The organism is Nitrososphaera viennensis EN76 (assembly GCF_000698785.1).
Lineage (GTDB): Archaea > Thermoproteota > Nitrososphaeria > Nitrososphaerales > Nitrososphaeraceae > Nitrososphaera > Nitrososphaera viennensis.
This window is the reverse complement of record NZ_CP007536.1, coordinates 1,530,567-1,546,165: the sequence shown is the minus strand read 5'-3', so window position 1 is coordinate 1,546,165 and position 15,599 is coordinate 1,530,567. Positions and strand designations below refer to the sequence as shown.

General features: G+C 50.3%; 16 protein-coding genes. 6 read left to right on the top strand and 10 right to left on the bottom strand.

Translation table 11 applies throughout. The features are described 5' to 3' along the window. Window positions 1-276: 276 nt before the first annotated feature. Both NVIE_RS08795 and NVIE_RS08790 read right to left on the bottom strand, forming a co-directional pair. Window positions 277-1,359 carry a cellulase family glycosylhydrolase gene (locus NVIE_RS08795; RefSeq protein WP_075054927.1) on the bottom strand — a complete coding sequence of 361 codons (1,083 nt, stop codon included), beginning with the start codon at window positions 1,357-1,359 and terminating at the stop codon, window positions 277-279. Window positions 1,360-1,610: 251 nt separating this feature from the next. After that, entirely contained in the window at window positions 1,611-1,979 is a 369-nt protein-coding gene (locus tag NVIE_RS08790; protein ID WP_144239601.1) for a hypothetical protein, read from the bottom strand. 235 nt (window positions 1,980-2,214) lie between these two features. On the opposite strand from NVIE_RS08790, the gene NVIE_RS15420 reads away from it, so the two are divergent. Next, window positions 2,215-2,388 (top strand): hypothetical protein, encoded by a 174-nt coding sequence (locus NVIE_RS15420; RefSeq protein ID WP_158435157.1) that lies wholly within the window; start codon window positions 2,215-2,217, stop codon window positions 2,386-2,388. Beyond that, the gene (locus tag NVIE_RS08785) at window positions 2,375-3,019 is read left to right on the top strand and encodes a DUF1326 domain-containing protein (RefSeq protein WP_075056109.1); all 645 of its coding nucleotides are present in this window, start codon (window positions 2,375-2,377) and stop codon (window positions 3,017-3,019) included. The genes NVIE_RS15420 and NVIE_RS08785 overlap by 14 nt, the downstream gene beginning before the upstream one ends. Window positions 3,020-3,249: 230 nt before the next feature. Here the strand turns inward: NVIE_RS08785 and NVIE_RS08780 are convergent, their stop codons facing one another. Next, window positions 3,250-4,206 carry a D-glucuronyl C5-epimerase family protein gene (locus tag NVIE_RS08780; protein ID WP_075054925.1) on the bottom strand — a complete coding sequence of 319 codons (957 nt, stop codon included), beginning with the start codon at window positions 4,204-4,206 and terminating at the stop codon, window positions 3,250-3,252. Window positions 4,207-4,696: 490 nt separating this feature from the next. On the opposite strand from NVIE_RS08780, the gene NVIE_RS08775 reads away from it, so the two are divergent. Both NVIE_RS08775 and NVIE_RS08770 read left to right on the top strand, forming a co-directional pair. Continuing rightward, entirely contained in the window at window positions 4,697-5,371 is a 675-nt protein-coding gene (locus NVIE_RS08775) for a hypothetical protein (RefSeq protein ID WP_075054924.1), read from the top strand. Between the two features lie 175 nt (window positions 5,372-5,546). Next, window positions 5,547-5,792 carry a hypothetical protein gene (locus NVIE_RS08770; RefSeq protein ID WP_075054923.1) on the top strand — a complete coding sequence of 82 codons (246 nt, stop codon included), beginning with the start codon at window positions 5,547-5,549 and terminating at the stop codon, window positions 5,790-5,792. 74 nt (window positions 5,793-5,866) lie between these two features. On the opposite strand, the gene NVIE_RS08765 is transcribed toward NVIE_RS08770, so the two are convergent. From NVIE_RS08765 to NVIE_RS08755, 3 genes are all read right to left on the bottom strand, one after another. Next, window positions 5,867-7,690, bottom strand: coding sequence for a sialidase family protein (locus NVIE_RS08765; RefSeq protein ID WP_144239600.1), 1,824 nt, complete (start codon window positions 7,688-7,690; stop codon window positions 5,867-5,869). Window positions 7,691-7,760: 70 nt separating this feature from the next. Beyond that, complete coding sequence (locus NVIE_RS14575) at window positions 7,761-8,696, bottom strand: S16 family serine protease (RefSeq protein ID WP_158435156.1); 936 nt, start codon at window positions 8,694-8,696, stop codon at window positions 7,761-7,763. A 281-nt stretch (window positions 8,697-8,977) separates the two neighbouring features. After that, window positions 8,978-9,427 carry a VOC family protein gene (locus NVIE_RS08755; RefSeq protein ID WP_075054920.1) on the bottom strand — a complete coding sequence of 150 codons (450 nt, stop codon included), beginning with the start codon at window positions 9,425-9,427 and terminating at the stop codon, window positions 8,978-8,980. A 185-nt stretch (window positions 9,428-9,612) separates the two neighbouring features. On the opposite strand from NVIE_RS08755, the gene NVIE_RS08750 reads away from it, so the two are divergent. Next, the gene (locus NVIE_RS08750; protein WP_075054919.1) at window positions 9,613-10,206 is read left to right on the top strand and encodes a hypothetical protein; all 594 of its coding nucleotides are present in this window, start codon (window positions 9,613-9,615) and stop codon (window positions 10,204-10,206) included. 113 nt (window positions 10,207-10,319) lie between these two features. Here the strand turns inward: NVIE_RS08750 and NVIE_RS08745 are convergent, their stop codons facing one another. Together NVIE_RS08745 and NVIE_RS08740 are read right to left on the bottom strand one after the other, a co-directional pair. Next, a complete protein-coding gene (locus NVIE_RS08745; RefSeq protein ID WP_075054918.1) occupies window positions 10,320-11,627 on the bottom strand; it encodes an MFS transporter in 1,308 nt (435 codons plus the stop codon). A gap of 245 nt (window positions 11,628-11,872) precedes the next feature. After that, the gene (locus NVIE_RS08740) at window positions 11,873-12,754 is read right to left on the bottom strand and encodes an LbetaH domain-containing protein (RefSeq protein ID WP_075054917.1); all 882 of its coding nucleotides are present in this window, start codon (window positions 12,752-12,754) and stop codon (window positions 11,873-11,875) included. A gap of 274 nt (window positions 12,755-13,028) precedes the next feature. Here NVIE_RS08740 and NVIE_RS08730 point away from each other — a divergent pair, with 274 nt between their 5' ends. Continuing rightward, window positions 13,029-14,009 (top strand): FG-GAP-like repeat-containing protein, encoded by a 981-nt coding sequence (locus NVIE_RS08730; protein ID WP_144239598.1) that lies wholly within the window; start codon window positions 13,029-13,031, stop codon window positions 14,007-14,009. Between the two features lie 75 nt (window positions 14,010-14,084). Here NVIE_RS08730 and NVIE_RS08725 read toward each other — a convergent pair whose 3' ends face one another. Together NVIE_RS08725 and NVIE_RS08720 are read right to left on the bottom strand one after the other, a co-directional pair. Next, entirely contained in the window at window positions 14,085-14,909 is an 825-nt protein-coding gene (locus NVIE_RS08725) for a serine/threonine protein kinase (protein ID WP_144239597.1), read from the bottom strand. 228 nt (window positions 14,910-15,137) lie between these two features. Then, complete coding sequence (locus tag NVIE_RS08720) at window positions 15,138-15,533, bottom strand: Ig-like domain-containing protein (protein ID WP_158435155.1); 396 nt, start codon at window positions 15,531-15,533, stop codon at window positions 15,138-15,140. Between the last annotated feature and the right edge of the window lie 66 nt (window positions 15,534-15,599).

The window sequence follows — 15,599 nt, the reverse complement described above, 5'->3', positions numbered from 1 at the left end:
TTGCTAATATAGTAAGCTGCTCCTGTAATCAATAACAACGGGGTCAGGCTGAGCAGCAAGGTCATCTGGGCAAGGGAGGTCCCCTCAAGATCGACTGATACTGCTCCCCTGATCACCTGAGTTGTTACAGTCGGCCCGCCAGAGTAAGCGTTCATCACGTCCCGCGCTTCTGACAAGAGGCGCGGAATTCGTCGTCGGCTGGAGATTTTTTTTACCTCGGATCTGGGTCAGCCTACGCCAATGCCGCAGTGTGTACGTGTCCGGGGTCGCCAAGCATTATGGCTTTATGGTGCTGATTGCTTCTGCTAGATGGTAAAAGGGTTCTGCAGGTTTGATTCTGTTGTTGATTATCCGAGCTAGATTAAATGCCGGTATGTTAGAATCAAATCTATAGTCGAATTTCCACAGCTGCCAGCCGCAAACGCCGCTGTTCTTGAACCTGCGTATGTATTGAAACAGCTGTTTCTTGCCAAGCGTGACCCCTGCTGTAAACCCGGAATTGAATTCGCCAATCCATAGCGGCAAGCCCAGTGGAGCAACGATAGAGCGAAAGTAGGAAAAGCGGAAATGGTTCGGCGGATAGGCGTGGCCATCATAGATAAGATCCCGGAGATCCGGCAGGCCGGCAAACTGGCTCCTTTGGCGTCCCGCGGTGTCTGTCACGCCTCCTCTTGGCAGAGCCCAGGAGATGACAAACCTGTGCCAGCTCCGTGCCAGCGGCCGTAGCTGGCCAAGCATGAAAGCATTGTACTGGCTGATTTTGAAGTAATCCGCTTTACGCCAAACCTCGGGCTCATTCAGTATCTCGTAGGCAACGACGGCCGGATGGTCCCTTGTCAGCGTAACCACCTCTTTGAAGAATTCGACGTGCAGTTCCCATACATCACGGCCATTGCTGTCTCTGGCTGTCCTGTCCCAAAATCGAAACCAAAAGTCTCTGACATGGTCATAGTTTGGTTGCCCGGAGCCCTTGGGATAATATACTGACAGGATAGAATTGGGAAAGCCAAGGCCCCATCCAAGCCAGCTGCCCGTTTCCCACTGATGGTTATCCAGGACAACCTGCAGGTTGTTGATGCTGGCTTGTTCCAGAATATGAAACAGGTCTTTGTAGAATTCCTGCCGGTTGCGCTCGTAGCTCTCCCAATAGAAAGGGACCCGGATCGTGCGGATCCCGGCCTGCCGGAAGATCTTCATGGAATCCTCAACATAAAAGAAAGGTGGGTTTTCGTCTGGCCGGTTTTGATAGTAGGCTGCCTGAGCTGCACCAAAATTTACGCCGATGGCGTTTGGCGATTGCCAAGGCTCCTCGTAGTCGTTCTGTACATCATCGGGAGAAACGACTGTTGGCTTGACCAATGCGAGATACCGGAATCGAACCACGTTATAAGATCTCGCAGGACACTGCTGTTGAAAAGTTAGGCTCTACAACTGTGGCTCTCAAATAGGGGATGTAGAGCTGGCCCTCTGTACTATGTGACATATGCCATAATTCAACTCCTGTGATGATAATAGTCGGTCACATATATTCAACTAGAGCCTGCAGATCAAACAGGACCTGAGAATTTCATGTGCCCAAGTAAGTTGGAACAATGTGTAGTAAAAAAAATTCAAGGAGGCAAGTCAGCTAGCTTTGGTCTGGCCTTGCTTGCCTCGCCTCCTTCGGCCGCCTTTTCTTGCTCCTTTTTTTTAACATCATCTGCAGTAGCAGTAGCTGCTGCACTGGCCGTAGAAGCTGACGGTTGTTTATCCATTACCACCGCCGCCTCCTTTTCCTTTCCTTCTTTGATTGATTTTATTGCATCAAGGCAGGTCGCCTTGATGTCCTCGTAGGCCGTTACACTCAGGATTTCTTCCAAAGAGGGAAGGGCTTTTTCACCGAGGGATGACAACTGCTTGATGGCTGCCTTCTTTTCTTCAACATCGCGTGACCACTTTGCCCTTTCTTTCAGGTCATAGAACAATTTTGCGTCAGACACACACAAACAATCCTCCACATATAGAATACGTCAAGTCTTATTTATCGAGCTCGCTTTTGGACACTGGTGAAAAATCGGGTGAAAACCGACTGCCTGCTGAATTCGGGTCATCGCGTGTTGAATTAGGGTGATGCTAGAATTTTGCGAGTAGATAGACCAGGAATGACAATTTCATCAAAGACTAATAGCAAACCTTTTCGTGTAATAAAATATGACCCTGATTGACGCAAGACGCTTGGCAATCAGAACAAAATCGATATTCCAGCCACTCAGTCAGCGGGAGGCAGCCATGAACATCACCCGCGTTCCGCTTCTCGTCATCCTCGTCGTCGTCTCGGCGCAGCACGCGAGCATCATCATGTCGTCGTCGGGAGGTGGTTCTGACGGAGGGCACCATGGCACAGGTTGACTGGTACATCGAAGGAGCCGAGTTCAGCAATTGCAACTGCGACTACGCCTGCCCTTGTCAGTTCGAGTCACGCCGCCCCACGCACGGATACTGCCGCGGCTTCGCGGCCGTTCGCATCGATAAGGGCCACTTTGGAGACGTGGCGCTCGATGGCCTCGGCGCAGCCCTCCTCTACGCCTTCCCGGGACCGATCTACGAGGGCAACGGCGAGTGTCAGGCCGTCATCGATGAGCGGGCGGACGGCAAGCAACGAGACGCTCTTGCTACCGTCCTGTACGGTGGCGAGACCAGCGAGGGGGCGACCCATTGGTGGGTCTATCGGATGATGTCAAGCACCGTCCATCCTCCGCTTTTCAAACACATCGACTTTGACGTGAATATCGAGCGCCGAAAAGCACGCATCGTGATCCCCGACGTGCTCGAGTCCACCGCCCGTCCGATCCGAAGCCCTGCGACGGGGGCTGAGCATCGCGTCCGCATCAACCTCCCGAATGGGATCAAGTTCGACCTCGCGGAGATCGGCAGTGGTACCACCAAGACGATGGCCTCAATCGCCCTCAACCTCGAGGACACCTACTGTCATTTCACTGTTCTGCGCCAGTCGGGCAAGGGGGTGGTCCACTCACGGTAGAATCCAACCGTGTCCACACCGGGGATCTTGCACTTCACCCCCCCCCGTTATCGAGTTTTGTCGTAGGCGGGGCACTAAAGATAGCATATACGGCAGAACTGCCAAGTTGCCGGTTGATGGTATGTGCAATTCTTGAATGTTGGCAACCGCAGACTGACAGCACCCCAGTTCACATATTCTTTTTTTTATGCGTGTGTGTGGCATTCTGAAGTATACGTTTGCCTGACTTTTTACTGAGGGCTGCCTTTGCCGCAGGCTAGGTAGTCATGCTGCCATTTATCCAGCGTGTTTTTCAGCGTGGCGCTGCCCGTCATAGAATAGAGCCTGTCCAGCATCTCCATGTATTCGGGATGCTCGTGGTGCGGCACGAACCTATCTTTAAACAGGGAATAGTATGTGCCACAATCTGCCGTCAGGTTACCGATGTTCTTCTCTAATACGTCTACCCCACTCTGAAATAATGTCAGCGCCTTCTCGTCCCCTGTGTATTCGTAATAAGTCATCAAATTCGCAACGCAAAACAGCTGACTGTTCAGTATGGCGACATTGTGGTTCTTTCCCACCACGCCCAAAAGCCATCCGTCATGGTTCATGGTTGTGGAATTAAAGCCATTGAGTACTTTTTTGGAAAATTCCAGGTATCTGCGATCTCCTGTCTCATTGTATTCTTTGGCGGTCACGAGCATCGCCTTACTCTGAGCCTCACATCCGTACCAGGGAGCTGGTATGTGAGAATAAAAGAACCAGTCGTAGTTATACGGTACCAGGTAATAATTGCCATGATCTTCATAGTTTTTGAGAAACCAGTCAGCATCGTCGACAAAGTTAGGATTGTAGACTTTGCCTATTTGCAGGCCAAAGAGGTTTTTGTAATCCACCATCGTGATATTATTCTTGTCACGGGCATACTCAATGTCTGACCAATCGGTTTTCTTACCAGAGTTATCGGCAGAATCACCGGCGACAGCAGCAACGACAACATTATTTGCGACATTGGCCTCTTTCGCAAATTGTTCGTGTAAACTCCTGAGCTCTTCCGTATGATTATTACTAGAAGAATCCGCTGCAAACGCAATCGGTTTCATCGGAATCGAAACAGTAAGAACAATCATGAAAAGTGAAAGCAGAAGACCTGTCCTGATGAGCTTCCCGGTGACACTTTCGAAGATATTTTTCGTTAGTCGCAAGTTCTTCCAGCTACACTGTCATAATTTTTTAAATACATTCGGTAAACTCGTAAGGTAAAGATATCACAATAAAAATTATCTGATTTTTGCTCGCTAAATATTATACCCGACCAACAACCGTTCAGTGCGTTCAAATCTATCCTGGTCAAAAGCTGGCACTGCTGAATATGCGGGTTTTTGCTTGCTCGCTAGCGATATTGAGCATGAATTTCAGTTAGATCACTTGAAATCGGCAGCGTACAAATAGTTGACAGCGTCTTGTTCCGTACTTTTTAATACGTGTCTTGCGCAAGATAAGAAAAGAGGGAGGGAGGCACATCCTAAAATGGCAAACCATTTCTGGGTTGGTTCACTTTGCCTACGAGCGCCATCATCATCCTCCTCCTCTACAACTCTAACTCCGGTATCATCAACAACTGCTCACGTCAAGCGGCCGCCATCCCCATCCTACCCACCCAATGTCATTGCAATTTCTGATACTCTGACCATCTTGGAAGACCTCGGAAACCATATCCCTGACAAGTCCTGGATGCTTTACCTGCTTGAATTATTTGACAAGAATACAGCGGCTGCCCTGGAGCTTGATCTGATATGTCAGTTCAATGATAGGGACAATTTTTGGGCGATCTTTAGGGGGATCAATCGATACAAGTTCACCAAAGTCCTTCCTGCCGTAGGACACTCTTATCTCCGTGAGATAATAATGAAAAAGGAAAAGAAGTCAATTGAATTTTCATTAACAGACCTCAGTACGGAACAAAATGAAGCTTTTGTTTTCGATGTCTCTTCGGAAGATAATAATAAAGGATTTTCGTATCAGGGAGGCAATCATTTTACAGGAATAGAATGGTGGAACAAGGCTGGCGGCAGTAATGGCAACACTCCCTTCCCAGTTAGATACAAGGTGGAAGTCTCAAACCTGAGTTTCGGCCAAGCCACCTATGATGATGGGATGTCAACTAGGAGGACGATCGATTACCGTCCATACAACATGTTGATACCAAACAGGGACGGCGTTAGTGGAGTGAAAGAATATCCTGTTTCATTCGAAAACCCGGCTGTCAAGGATGATGGAAAAAATATTCGATACGCTGTCGCTTCTGGAAAGACGATTGCAGGCATTCGCTTTATCTCTAATCCGCCTGGTATGCCTGAAGCCGTCTAAAACACTCTTTAATTATTATTATGACTTTATGACTATCTTCTGGTTCATCAGGAGCATCACGGCCTCCAGAAGTTCGTTATCTCTAGGAAATGTTACAATAGCAAGCTTCGTTCACTGCGGGGAGCCAGAAAATCATTTGAATCATTATTGCAAGTGTGTACTTGTGGCTTGAAATATGGTTGACCTAACACGCGTCACAAAGGAAAAGATGGTCTTTGTAAACGGCAAAGAGACCCCAATCATTGAAGAGTCACTTACTGCTGAAGAGGTGCTGGAGAGGGCAGGCTTTGCCCCTACCGAGTATGCGCTTTACTTTTCTAACGACAGCAAAGAAAAACCCGTAAAGGATGACAAAAAAATATTGAAAATAGAAAACGGCATGAAGTTGGAAGCCGTACTAAAGAAGCCTAGAGATCAGTGATGATATATCTCCAACAATTATTATCATGACGGCGGAATAATAATAAGAAGAAGAACTACCAAAATCTTTTTGCCTCATCGTTCTATCCTTTTGAAATAGATCTCCGGGTTCTCGCCATCACTGGCATACTCTTCCCATGCGACATAGACGTTGTTACCTTCTGCAGCTATCTGTGGGAACATGGAGTTGCCGGTGGTATTGCTAATATTTATGGTGTCTGAAAATGTTACTTCGAAATCATTATTGCCATTTGTTGCTGTTTTTGTTGTCGTCGTAAAGTTGGCTTCTCTAAAGTATATCTCGTATGTCCCTGAAGCATTGTCCATCCAGACCACATAGACATTGCCGCTACCCGAGACCGCAATCTCTGGCAGGAGAGACTCTCCTGCATTGTCGCTTATGGTCCAGTAATAGTAGGGGAAGAAGGGGCTGTCGTTGCTCGTGGCATTGTTTTTTGAGAAATATATGTCGCGATTTCCAATTGTTCCGTCGGACCAGACGACAAAGACATCATCATCATTATTATTATTGCCATTAGAGCTGACGTTGCCTGTCTGATCGAGGTTCCTGCCTGCAGTAGTAACAGCAGCAGTACTAATGGTGGCCAGGTTATGGAGTGGGCCTATAGCAGGATCAATCTTTGTGGTCATGACCAACATTGGTTCGCCAAATGTGGTGCCGTTGTCTTGGCTTGATGCAAACCCTATTGCTCCTACTGTCCCGCCGGTTTCATTTTTCCCATAGTTTTGCCATATTGCATACACATTGTTCCTATCAGCCGCTATCTGCGGCTTGTCGTCCTGGAAATAGTTGCTGCTGATATTGACAACTGGCCCAAGCGTGGAGCCATTATCTGAGATGTGCCTGAAAAATATCTCGCCATCGCCATAGGTATCATCTGCCCACGCCACGTAGACATCATTGGACCCCGACAATCCTATGCGGGGAAAGCGCGATTCGCCTGTATTGTTGCTCAGGTTTACAGGTTCGGTTGATGATCCGTCTGGCCCGATTCTGGTAAAGAAAATGTCTCCTTCTCCAACCCGTTCTTCTTGCTGCTGCGTGTCTGTCGCTGGTATTATTAATGGATGGACAGTCCAAACAACATACACGGTACCTTCATTATAATCATCATCATCTCTGGAAACGGCGATCTGTGGATTGCTGGAATACAGCGGGTAAGCAAGCGATAGTGATTCTGGTTCTGGAATTCCCGATGTGCCGCCACTTATGTCAATGGGGCCCTGGAAGGTACTTCCGCCGTCATCACTCCTCAAAAATAGTATGTGGGTGTCTTGTCTGTCTTGTGAAGGAGCGTAAACACTTTCAATCCATGTAACATAGACATTGTTTCCAGAGACAGCGATCTGTGGCGAGTAAGAATTCCCATATGTGCTACCATTGTTCCGGATAGGCGTGCTGAGGTCCACAGGACTGTCAAAAGAGTCTCCGCCGTCTGCACTTCTTGCAAAGAAAATGTCGTAACTGCCCAGCAGCCCTGTGCTATTGTCTACCCAGACTGCGTAGACATTATTACCCGAGGCGGCTATCATGGCGTTGCTGCTGACATCTTCGGCTGTCATGAAAAAGGATGACGTTCCGTTATCGTTGCTCAGGTTGATAGCTGCACCACCATCATCATTCTTATTATCATCGCCGCTTATCAGGTTGCTATTGTTGTTGCTGCTGGTGCCTTCCTCGTCTTGTTGTTGCCCAAAGGCCTGAATGGATGATGATTGTTGACCTTGCTGCTGAAATAAAATGCTTGATTCAAAGCTTGTATTCAGCAACGCAATAATCACAAGAAGAGTCGCTAGGGCCGCCGCATGCGACGATATCCTTCTTCTTTTTCCGATAGCCATCATCACCGCCGCCATAATCACCGCTTTCATGCTCATATGTTATTTTTCTCCTCCTCCTTCCCCACCTCCATGGGTTTTGATTTGTTTTTTGTGGGCGGTTCCGTCTCTATGGTGGGCCACCTTCCAGTTGTTTTTGGTGATGTGGCGAGTCTACAATTGTTGTCCCGTTGCCGCTGTCAGACTGGAAATAACGCAATGCTGACTGCACGTCCGGAATCTCTATCACCCTCATGCCGTACCGCGATTCCATCAAAGCTGAAAGTGGCTTTTGCTCTAACCTGCATATTTGCGAGTCCGTTAGCGCGCTGGAAGACGACGATGACAATGATGATGATGGTTGTGGTTCTTGATATTTGCAAGACAATTCTGGATAATAACCCTGGCCCGCTGGAACCAGCATTACCTTTGCCCCGTACTTTCCTGCTGCAACCGCCTTTTCTATGACCCCTCCAACAGGACCGATAGTGCCGTCTGGATTGATCGTTCCTGTCATGGCTGTATAGTTGTTAATTGCCTTTCCTTCAAGTTCCGAAATTAGCAAGACGGTCATGGCTCCGCCGGCACTTGGACCATCGACACCGCCGCCGAATTTTCTTAATACCTCTTCACTTTCTGTAGCGTTTGTGCTCTTTATCGTAAGTATCACCTCTTTTGAAGAGAGGTCAACGTGCGTTAAGGACTGGGCTACCGATGCCGCTATCCTGGCCGAATTCTGCCACAACCCTCCTGAGAAAATATTTGTATTTACCAAGATGTCTCCTCTGCCTTCTCTGACATCTATCATTAGTTTTAGCACTTGGCCGGAACCTGGAAAAACCGTGCTGGTAGCTTGATCCGCGACAACTGTTAGGAAAGGTATGGATTGACTCCTTGCAGGAGTAGGAGGAGATGATGATGGTGGTGGTGATGATGTATTGTTCGATGCATCGGTGTCGCTGCCTCCAGAGATGCTGGGTGGTTGTTGTTCCTGCATGGCTAAATGGCGATGGTCGCGGCTTAACTGATCAACTGATGCGAATACGCCTTCTTCGCTTTCTCGCATTAGAAATGCCGGCGAGCCAGTCATTGAATTGGGTCGAGTGTTTACTGCTGCCGCTGTAGCGGGCATTATTATGAACGCATACTGGAACATGGTCGAAAATGAGGTAATGATTATCAAGAGTGATAGAAGACATCTGCGAGATGCCTGCACAAAGAATACCAGCACTGTATGATATTAAAGAGGAACGAAAAGGCGATATGGCTCTCCTCCACCTTTTCTTTCAACGCCTATTCATAGGTTCAAGGTGCCGAGACAGTACACACACGTATATCTATCCAGCCCTAAAGCGACACAGTCTTGAGAGGCTGGGCAAAAGACAATTGGTAGCCATCAGGCTCTCTGATGTGAAAGAACCTCTCGCCCCAGGGGGCGTCAGCAGGCTCGGTTTCAAATATTGCGTGCTTGCAGAGAAACTCGTCTTTCTTCATGTACCGGTAGAGGTCGTCAACATTTTCTGTATGAAATATTATTCTCCCAAAATCATTTCTTTTGCTGCTTCCTTGCTCTCTTTCTATGCCTGCTTCCTTCGACTTTCTCCCGGCGGCCATTTCTGCCAACTCTAAATTGAGATATGCCTTCTTTTCTCCTTCACCGATCTCAAATGTTGAAAAGGTGTCATCAGAGGCGCCCCCATAGACGATTCTAAATCCCGGTATCTTTGAATAAAACTGGCACGAGCTTCCCATCTCCTTTACTTTGAGTGTGATAGCAGAAATGCGGTAGACTCTCATGTATCCCGATGCCACTGCTGCTAATTATTCTACGAGGGCAGGCCATTTAAGCAAGCCTTATTTTTGAACTCTGAATAAAAAAAGAAAGGCTGTGTAGAATAGTGGTAGAAACACGTTAGTGGCATAATCGTATGAAAATGACTTCCCTAATGTATTTCTGGCATGTCATGGCCGGTTTGAAACCGATGAAGGACACGAATATTTACACGCTTGCAACGCTTGGAGTGATAGCGGCGCTTTCTTATGCCATTGCTGTTATTCCTGTACAGGCGCAGGCGCCGGGACCCCAGTACTATTCGTACGCGCCTTATGTTCCGCCGGCAAACAACACGACGCCCGTACCTCCTGCAAACAACAACACGCTACCGGAACCGCCCATGACCAACGGCACCGAGCCTGAAATTCCGGAGGTGCCGGGAAATGATGACACGACAGTGGTGGTCAATGGCAGCATATTCGTCTCTGCCCGGACAATCCATTCTTCACGGATCCACGATGGGGTCGAGGGCGTATTTCTGTTGCCGCCTGTCAGCGGGTTTCAGTGGTCTGGCGACATCATCTGGTCCTCAAGCGCAAACGTGACTCTGGTGGTCGATGGGGACACCCTGGCAAGTCCAAGCGAGGAAAACGGCGCATCCAGTTTCACGGGACAATCCTTGTCCCTGCACTCGCTAGATGCAGAGCCGTTTGACGTGACGTACAGCCTGAGGGCGGATTTCAAGCCGACAACGGCACCGACAGATCCCTCAACAGATATTCCTGAAGAAGAAGAGGCTTGAAACACGGGCAAAAAACAGGAAAACCTCATCCCTTTCTTTCTCTTTTTTACAAGACACACTACCCCAAATGACCAGAAAAGAGACTTGTGGTGGCGATATGTGTGTGTCTCTCTTTACTTTTCCACCTTGAGCAGAGGGACGGTCACAAACAAGGCCGTCAAGACGCCGGCAAGCATCCACGCCGCTGGATATCCTCCGGCATGCTGGACTGCATAAGAGAATGCGACAGGCATCCATAGCACGCCCAGGAGGGACAGGCCGTTTACCCATGCAACGTTGAGCGCGCTATAGTTGCTGCTAGCTGAACCATCGCCGCCAGAGTCCGGCGGCTCCAGGCCCAGGCCCCTGACAGGCGTCCTGCGGGCCTTTGCGTAGGCAACGGTAAACGCCCCGCCTGCAAAAAAGCCGATCACAATGACAGCGGCTACTATGACAGGAAGGATTGCTGTTGATACTGCGGCAGTGGCCAGGCTTGTGGCGGCTCCGCAGATCAGCAGGATCTTTCTGGCATCCCTTATTACCCTGTCATAGACCCTCCCTATCAGCGGCGCAGAAATTATGGCAGAGATCAAGGCGACGCTTGCGATGATCCCTATTATTTCAAGGGAGGCTTCAAGTTCCTGCAGGAATACAACGATAAATGTCAGTGTCAGGGCCCACGCCGCCTGAATTCCGGTAAGGACCAGGCCAAGCGCAACTATCGAGTGGTTTGACAGTATTTTCAAGACTGCAGCGCCGTTTAGCGGCAGCGGCGGTGATGGTGGGAGTGGCGGCTTGCGATCAGAGGGGGAGGAAGAAGGAGGTGGGCTGCCATCAGTGCTTTTAGTAGTTTCTCTTTTTGGAATTGTCAGCACCAGCAGCAGTGCAGTTGCAAGGCCGATTGCCCCGCTCAGGACAAGGCTTTGCCGCCACCCAATGGCCACTGCGATGACAATCCAGCCAAGAATGCCAATGATGCCGCCTACAGAATGGGCGGCATTCATCACCCCTATTGAAAGACCGGGCGAATTCCTGTTGGCATACCTTGCAATGAGCACCACGCCGGAGCTGAAAAAGAAAGCCATGCCGGCGCCAACAATGAAGCGCAGCCAGACCAGCTGAGGCGCCTCGGAGATAAGGCCGGAAACCAGGGCGGCTGCTGACGACACTGCGATTCCAGCTATGGCAGATGTGCGCGGGCTGTGCCTGGCTGCAAATATTCCAGACGGGACCTGAAACGCTCCCACGCCTATCAGAAATGCGGCAGATATCGAGCCAAGCAGAGAGACATCCTGGCCAAACTCCAGTGCTATCAGGGGAAATATTGCAGCTACATTGAACCAATTTGCCCCGTAAAAAATTCGGGCGATGATGAGCGACGCAGACGCCGCAAGATTGGCGGCAGTAGTAGTAGAAGAATGATGATGATAATCGTTATCCATCTTGGTACTGTGTCAAGTCTGTGGCTACTACTAACATTAAGATTTACGCATGAAACAGGTGGGAAAAGGATCCTGCGGTGACGACAGTGACACGATGCGTTGTTCCCCTTCTACCCTCCCCCACCCCAGCGAGCCCCCGGCCTATGCCCAAATCCTTTTTCCTGCTTGATATCACGGCTGGAAACGAGAGAATTGTGCAACGGCTAAAAAGAAAGAAGAAGAGGAGGGGGGAGCTAACCAGCTAGCTAGCTGCCGCCGCTGCTGTTGCCAGCTGTTTCCATCATTCCTTCTTCCATCTGCGCCTCTCTCTGGCGGGCCAGCTCTTCCAGCCCAAGCCCGTCATAACCCTCGGCAAGGTTTTCATTGACGTGTATGACCGCCTTGTTGGTATCCTCGTAGGGGCTTCCAATGCGGGACGGAAGGCTGTCTGCCTGCTCCTGCGTGGTTATCACGCTTCCCGGCGGAACGAACCTGCCGTCAGGTATGGCAACGCCGCCAGTTATCGTGCTTGAAACGCCCACGGCGACGTTATTCCCTATCTTGGCGTTAAAGATCATCGCTTCCATGCCAACAAACGTGTCGTTTCCAATCCATGCGGGGCCATGAATCATGGCGCCGTGAGCCAGGCTTGTACGGTCGCCGACCCATACCGCATATCCTTCTGAAAATGCGCCATCATCACCGCCATCCTTTCCTGCAAGCCGGATTCCGTCACTTGTAAAGCGCCGGCCGTCAATGATCGTCCCATTCTCGGTTGTTTCCAGCGCATGGATGACGACCCCGTCCTGCATGTTAGAGTAGTCGCCAACGTGGATCGGCGTTCCTTCGTCTCCCCGGCAGACGGCAGTCGGAGCCACCATGACCATCTTGCCTATGTGGCAATCGCCTATGACCACCGCAAACGGGTGAATGAAAGCAGTGTCGCTTATTTGCGGGGTGCTAATTTCCGGATTAAAGTCCGTCCTGACGTTGGCGTGGACATTGGGCGGCCATGATGGCCTGACCCTGCCAAGATTGTTGTTGTTGACTGCAGTGGTTTGCTGATGCGACGGCTGCACCAGAGCTACGGCCAGGGCAAGCAAGGCTGCCGCCACTGCGACCGTGGATACAACGTTTGCGTATTTCATAATAGAGCCGAAAACAGGTTATCAATTTAGGGATTTCCTCGAAAATGGCGCAACGTTATGGATGGCATGCATGGATGCACGGTGTGCGTGTATGTATATTCGGTGCAAAAATAGCTAACGTCCAAACGTCCGCGGCCGATATGCGCGTGTGTATGCCTGCAAGGAAAGAAATGCATCTCATTTCATTTCTTCTTCTTCCTGTACATAGTTTTGTTATTTTGTCCTCTGCTGGCCCTCCTGCTATTGTTAAAAACAAGTCCGGAAACTTAGGGTGATGAATATCAGAAAAAAATCTGCAATGCCTGCAATCATCGTTTCAATGATGATTGTTTCAAGCACGCTCTCATTGGCAGCCACCCAAGGGCCAAACTTGGCGGCCGCCCAATCACCACCACCACCGTCGTCGTCATCCCCCGACTTGTTTGCCTTTAAAAAGAGCAATACCCAGACCAACAGCACCGAAGTCTATGTGGTGTCAGGGACTAATCCGCAGCAATTGCTCCTCCAGACGGGCACGGCTCTACCGGAAACAGACGAGACGTACGAGTTTGCAGTAGATGACTGGAATCATGATGGCACAGCTGACGTGGTTGCCATAAAAATGAGCAACACTGGCACGAACAGCACCGAACTCCAGATTCTGGATGGCGCATCCAATTTCACTTCATTCCTCGTACAAACGGGCACTGCATTGCCGGAAACAGACGAGACGTACGACTTTGGATTTGACGACTGGAACAGCGACGGTACGTCCGACCTGGTCGCCATCAAGATGAGCAACACAGAAACCAACAGCACCGAAATACAAGTCCTGAATGGCGCATCCAATTTCACTGCATTTCTGGTTCAAACAGGCACCGCCCTGCCGCAGGCAGGCGAAGAATTTGATTTCGCAGTTGACGACTGGAACAACGACGGCACAGCTGACGTGGTTGCCATAAAAATGAGCAACACTGGCACGAACAGCACCGAAATACAAGTAGTGTCAGGAGCCAATCCGCAAGAATTCCTCGTCCAGACAGGCACAGTACTGCCGCAGGCAGATGAAGAGTTTGATTTTGCAGCAGATGACTGGAACAGCGACGGTACGTCCGACCTGGTTGCCATCAAAATAGGAGATACCGATACCAACAGCACCGAACTGGACATAGTGTCAGGAGCCAGCCCCCTGGAATTCCTCGTACAAACGGGCACGGCTCTACCAGAAACAGACGACACGTACGACTTTGACACGTGGAAGGCGCAACAGCAGTAGTAGTGGATGAGCGAGGGATAGCCGTACATTCCTTCCTTTTTTCTTTCTTTTATTGCGCGTGCCACACGAGTTTTTCTAGTAGTACCTGGCGTCAGGCAGGTTCTCTATTTCTGACATCAGCTCCCAGACCGACTGCGGCCTCTCTTCCTGGCGCAGGCTGAGCATCTTCAGTACCAGCCTGTCCATCTGGGGAGATATGCTTGGATGGAACTTTGACGGCGGCTCGACGGCGGGCCTGCCCATGTGGTTGTCATAGTGCGCCGGCCTCCTGCCGGTCATCATTTCGTACAGCATCACCCCCATCGAGAATATGTCGGCCCTGCCGTCAACATGGTTTTCGGCGGCAAACCATTGCTCGGGCGCGCAGTAGCCCGGGTCGCCCCCGACGTGGCCTATCTCCGCCGTTAGCATCAAAGATTTTCTGTTGATGTCCCTGCCGAGGCCCCAGTCCGTTATCTTGATGGCCGTCCTGTCGCCATCCACGTACATGATGTTGTCTGGCTTTAAATCGCGGTGGTATATGCCCAGGCTGTGGGCCTGCGCAAGCGCGTTGCATACGGGCAGGATTATCGAGTTTATGGACCTGTTCCGCTGGAACACATACCTGTCGCGGAACTTTTCGTCCATGTGCTCCCGAAGCGAGCCCCCGCGCAGGTACTCCATGACGTACCACGGGCTAAAGTCGGGAGGGTCGCCCCCGAGGTTCCACTGGTATATCCTGACCACGCTTGGGTGGTCCAGGGTGGCCAGTATCTTGATCTCGCGCTCAAAGCGCTTCTTGTTTACCACGTCGGCGCTTTTTAGGAGCTTCATTGCGTAGGTGTTGCCGTCGCTCCCCTCTACCTGGTAGACGTTCCCAAAGCCGCCGGACCCGAGGCGTTTTATCATCCTGTACTGCATTTTCAAAAGACCTGCTGCGCGACAACTGTGATACGGCGCTTTCTTGCTATAAAATATTATTATTACTATTATTACGCGCGCTGTGCCGACGCGCGCGGACAAACAAACGCAATAAGACGATTTTTGTATCTGCGCGCCGGACCGTCTTCTTGCCCCTCGGCAGAATGACGGCGGCCGCAGCAGCCTCTCTGTTCTTTCCGGCGGCAGGGAGCACTGCTACTATTACTACTATGTTGTTGTCGTCGTCACAGGAACGGTTCCTGTGACCTGAACACGGTGCGTCATCCACTTTTGGTTGCCCGAAGTATCGGTTATCCTCACAGTGATGTTCTCGTAACTCTCGCTTGGTATCGTCAGGGTAAATGTCCAGCTGGCATACCCGTCAGACGAGGTTGCCAGAGCGTACGTCGTCCCCTTTGTATCTTCCAGGTTCACAGCCCTGACCTCGACCTTTGATATTTCTACGTCGTCAAACGCGGTCCCGGTCACAGTTATGGGGGTGTTCAGCTGAACCGTGTTCCCTGGCGCCGGCGAAATGATGGTTCCGGTCGGTTTAGTGGTGTCTTCTTCCTGAAGTGCGGTGGATGCTTCTGTCGTTGTTGCTGCAAATGATTCCGGAAACAAAAAGTCCCCTGCGAATCCTGCTGCCGCCATTATTGTTGCCGCAAGACCAGCCAACAGACGACGATG

Bases quoted from the DNA above. Each gene is read 5' to 3' on its own strand.
- NVIE_RS08730 (WP_144239598.1), top strand. From the start codon at position 13,029: ATGAATATCAGAAAAAAATCTGCAATGCCTGCAATCATCGTTTCAATG.
- NVIE_RS08725 (WP_144239597.1), bottom strand. From the start codon at position 14,909: ATGCAGTACAGGATGATAAAACGCCTCGGGTCCGGCGGCTTTGGGAAC.
- NVIE_RS08765 (WP_144239600.1), bottom strand. From the start codon at position 7,690: ATGAGCATGAAAGCGGTGATTATGGCGGCGGTGATGATGGCTATCGGA.
- NVIE_RS08740 (WP_075054917.1), bottom strand. From the start codon at position 12,754: ATGAAATACGCAAACGTTGTATCCACGGTCGCAGTGGCGGCAGCCTTG.
- NVIE_RS08745 (WP_075054918.1), bottom strand. From the start codon at position 11,627: ATGGATAACGATTATCATCATCATTCTTCTACTACTACTGCCGCCAAT.
- NVIE_RS08750 (WP_075054919.1), top strand. From the start codon at position 9,613: ATGAAGGACACGAATATTTACACGCTTGCAACGCTTGGAGTGATAGCG.
- NVIE_RS08755 (WP_075054920.1), bottom strand. From the start codon at position 9,427: ATGAGAGTCTACCGCATTTCTGCTATCACACTCAAAGTAAAGGAGATG.
- NVIE_RS08785 (WP_075056109.1), top strand. From the start codon at position 2,375: ATGGCACAGGTTGACTGGTACATCGAAGGAGCCGAGTTCAGCAATTGC.
- NVIE_RS08770 (WP_075054923.1), top strand. From the start codon at position 5,547: ATGGTTGACCTAACACGCGTCACAAAGGAAAAGATGGTCTTTGTAAAC.
- NVIE_RS14575 (WP_158435156.1), bottom strand. From the start codon at position 8,696: ATGCGAGAAAGCGAAGAAGGCGTATTCGCATCAGTTGATCAGTTAAGC.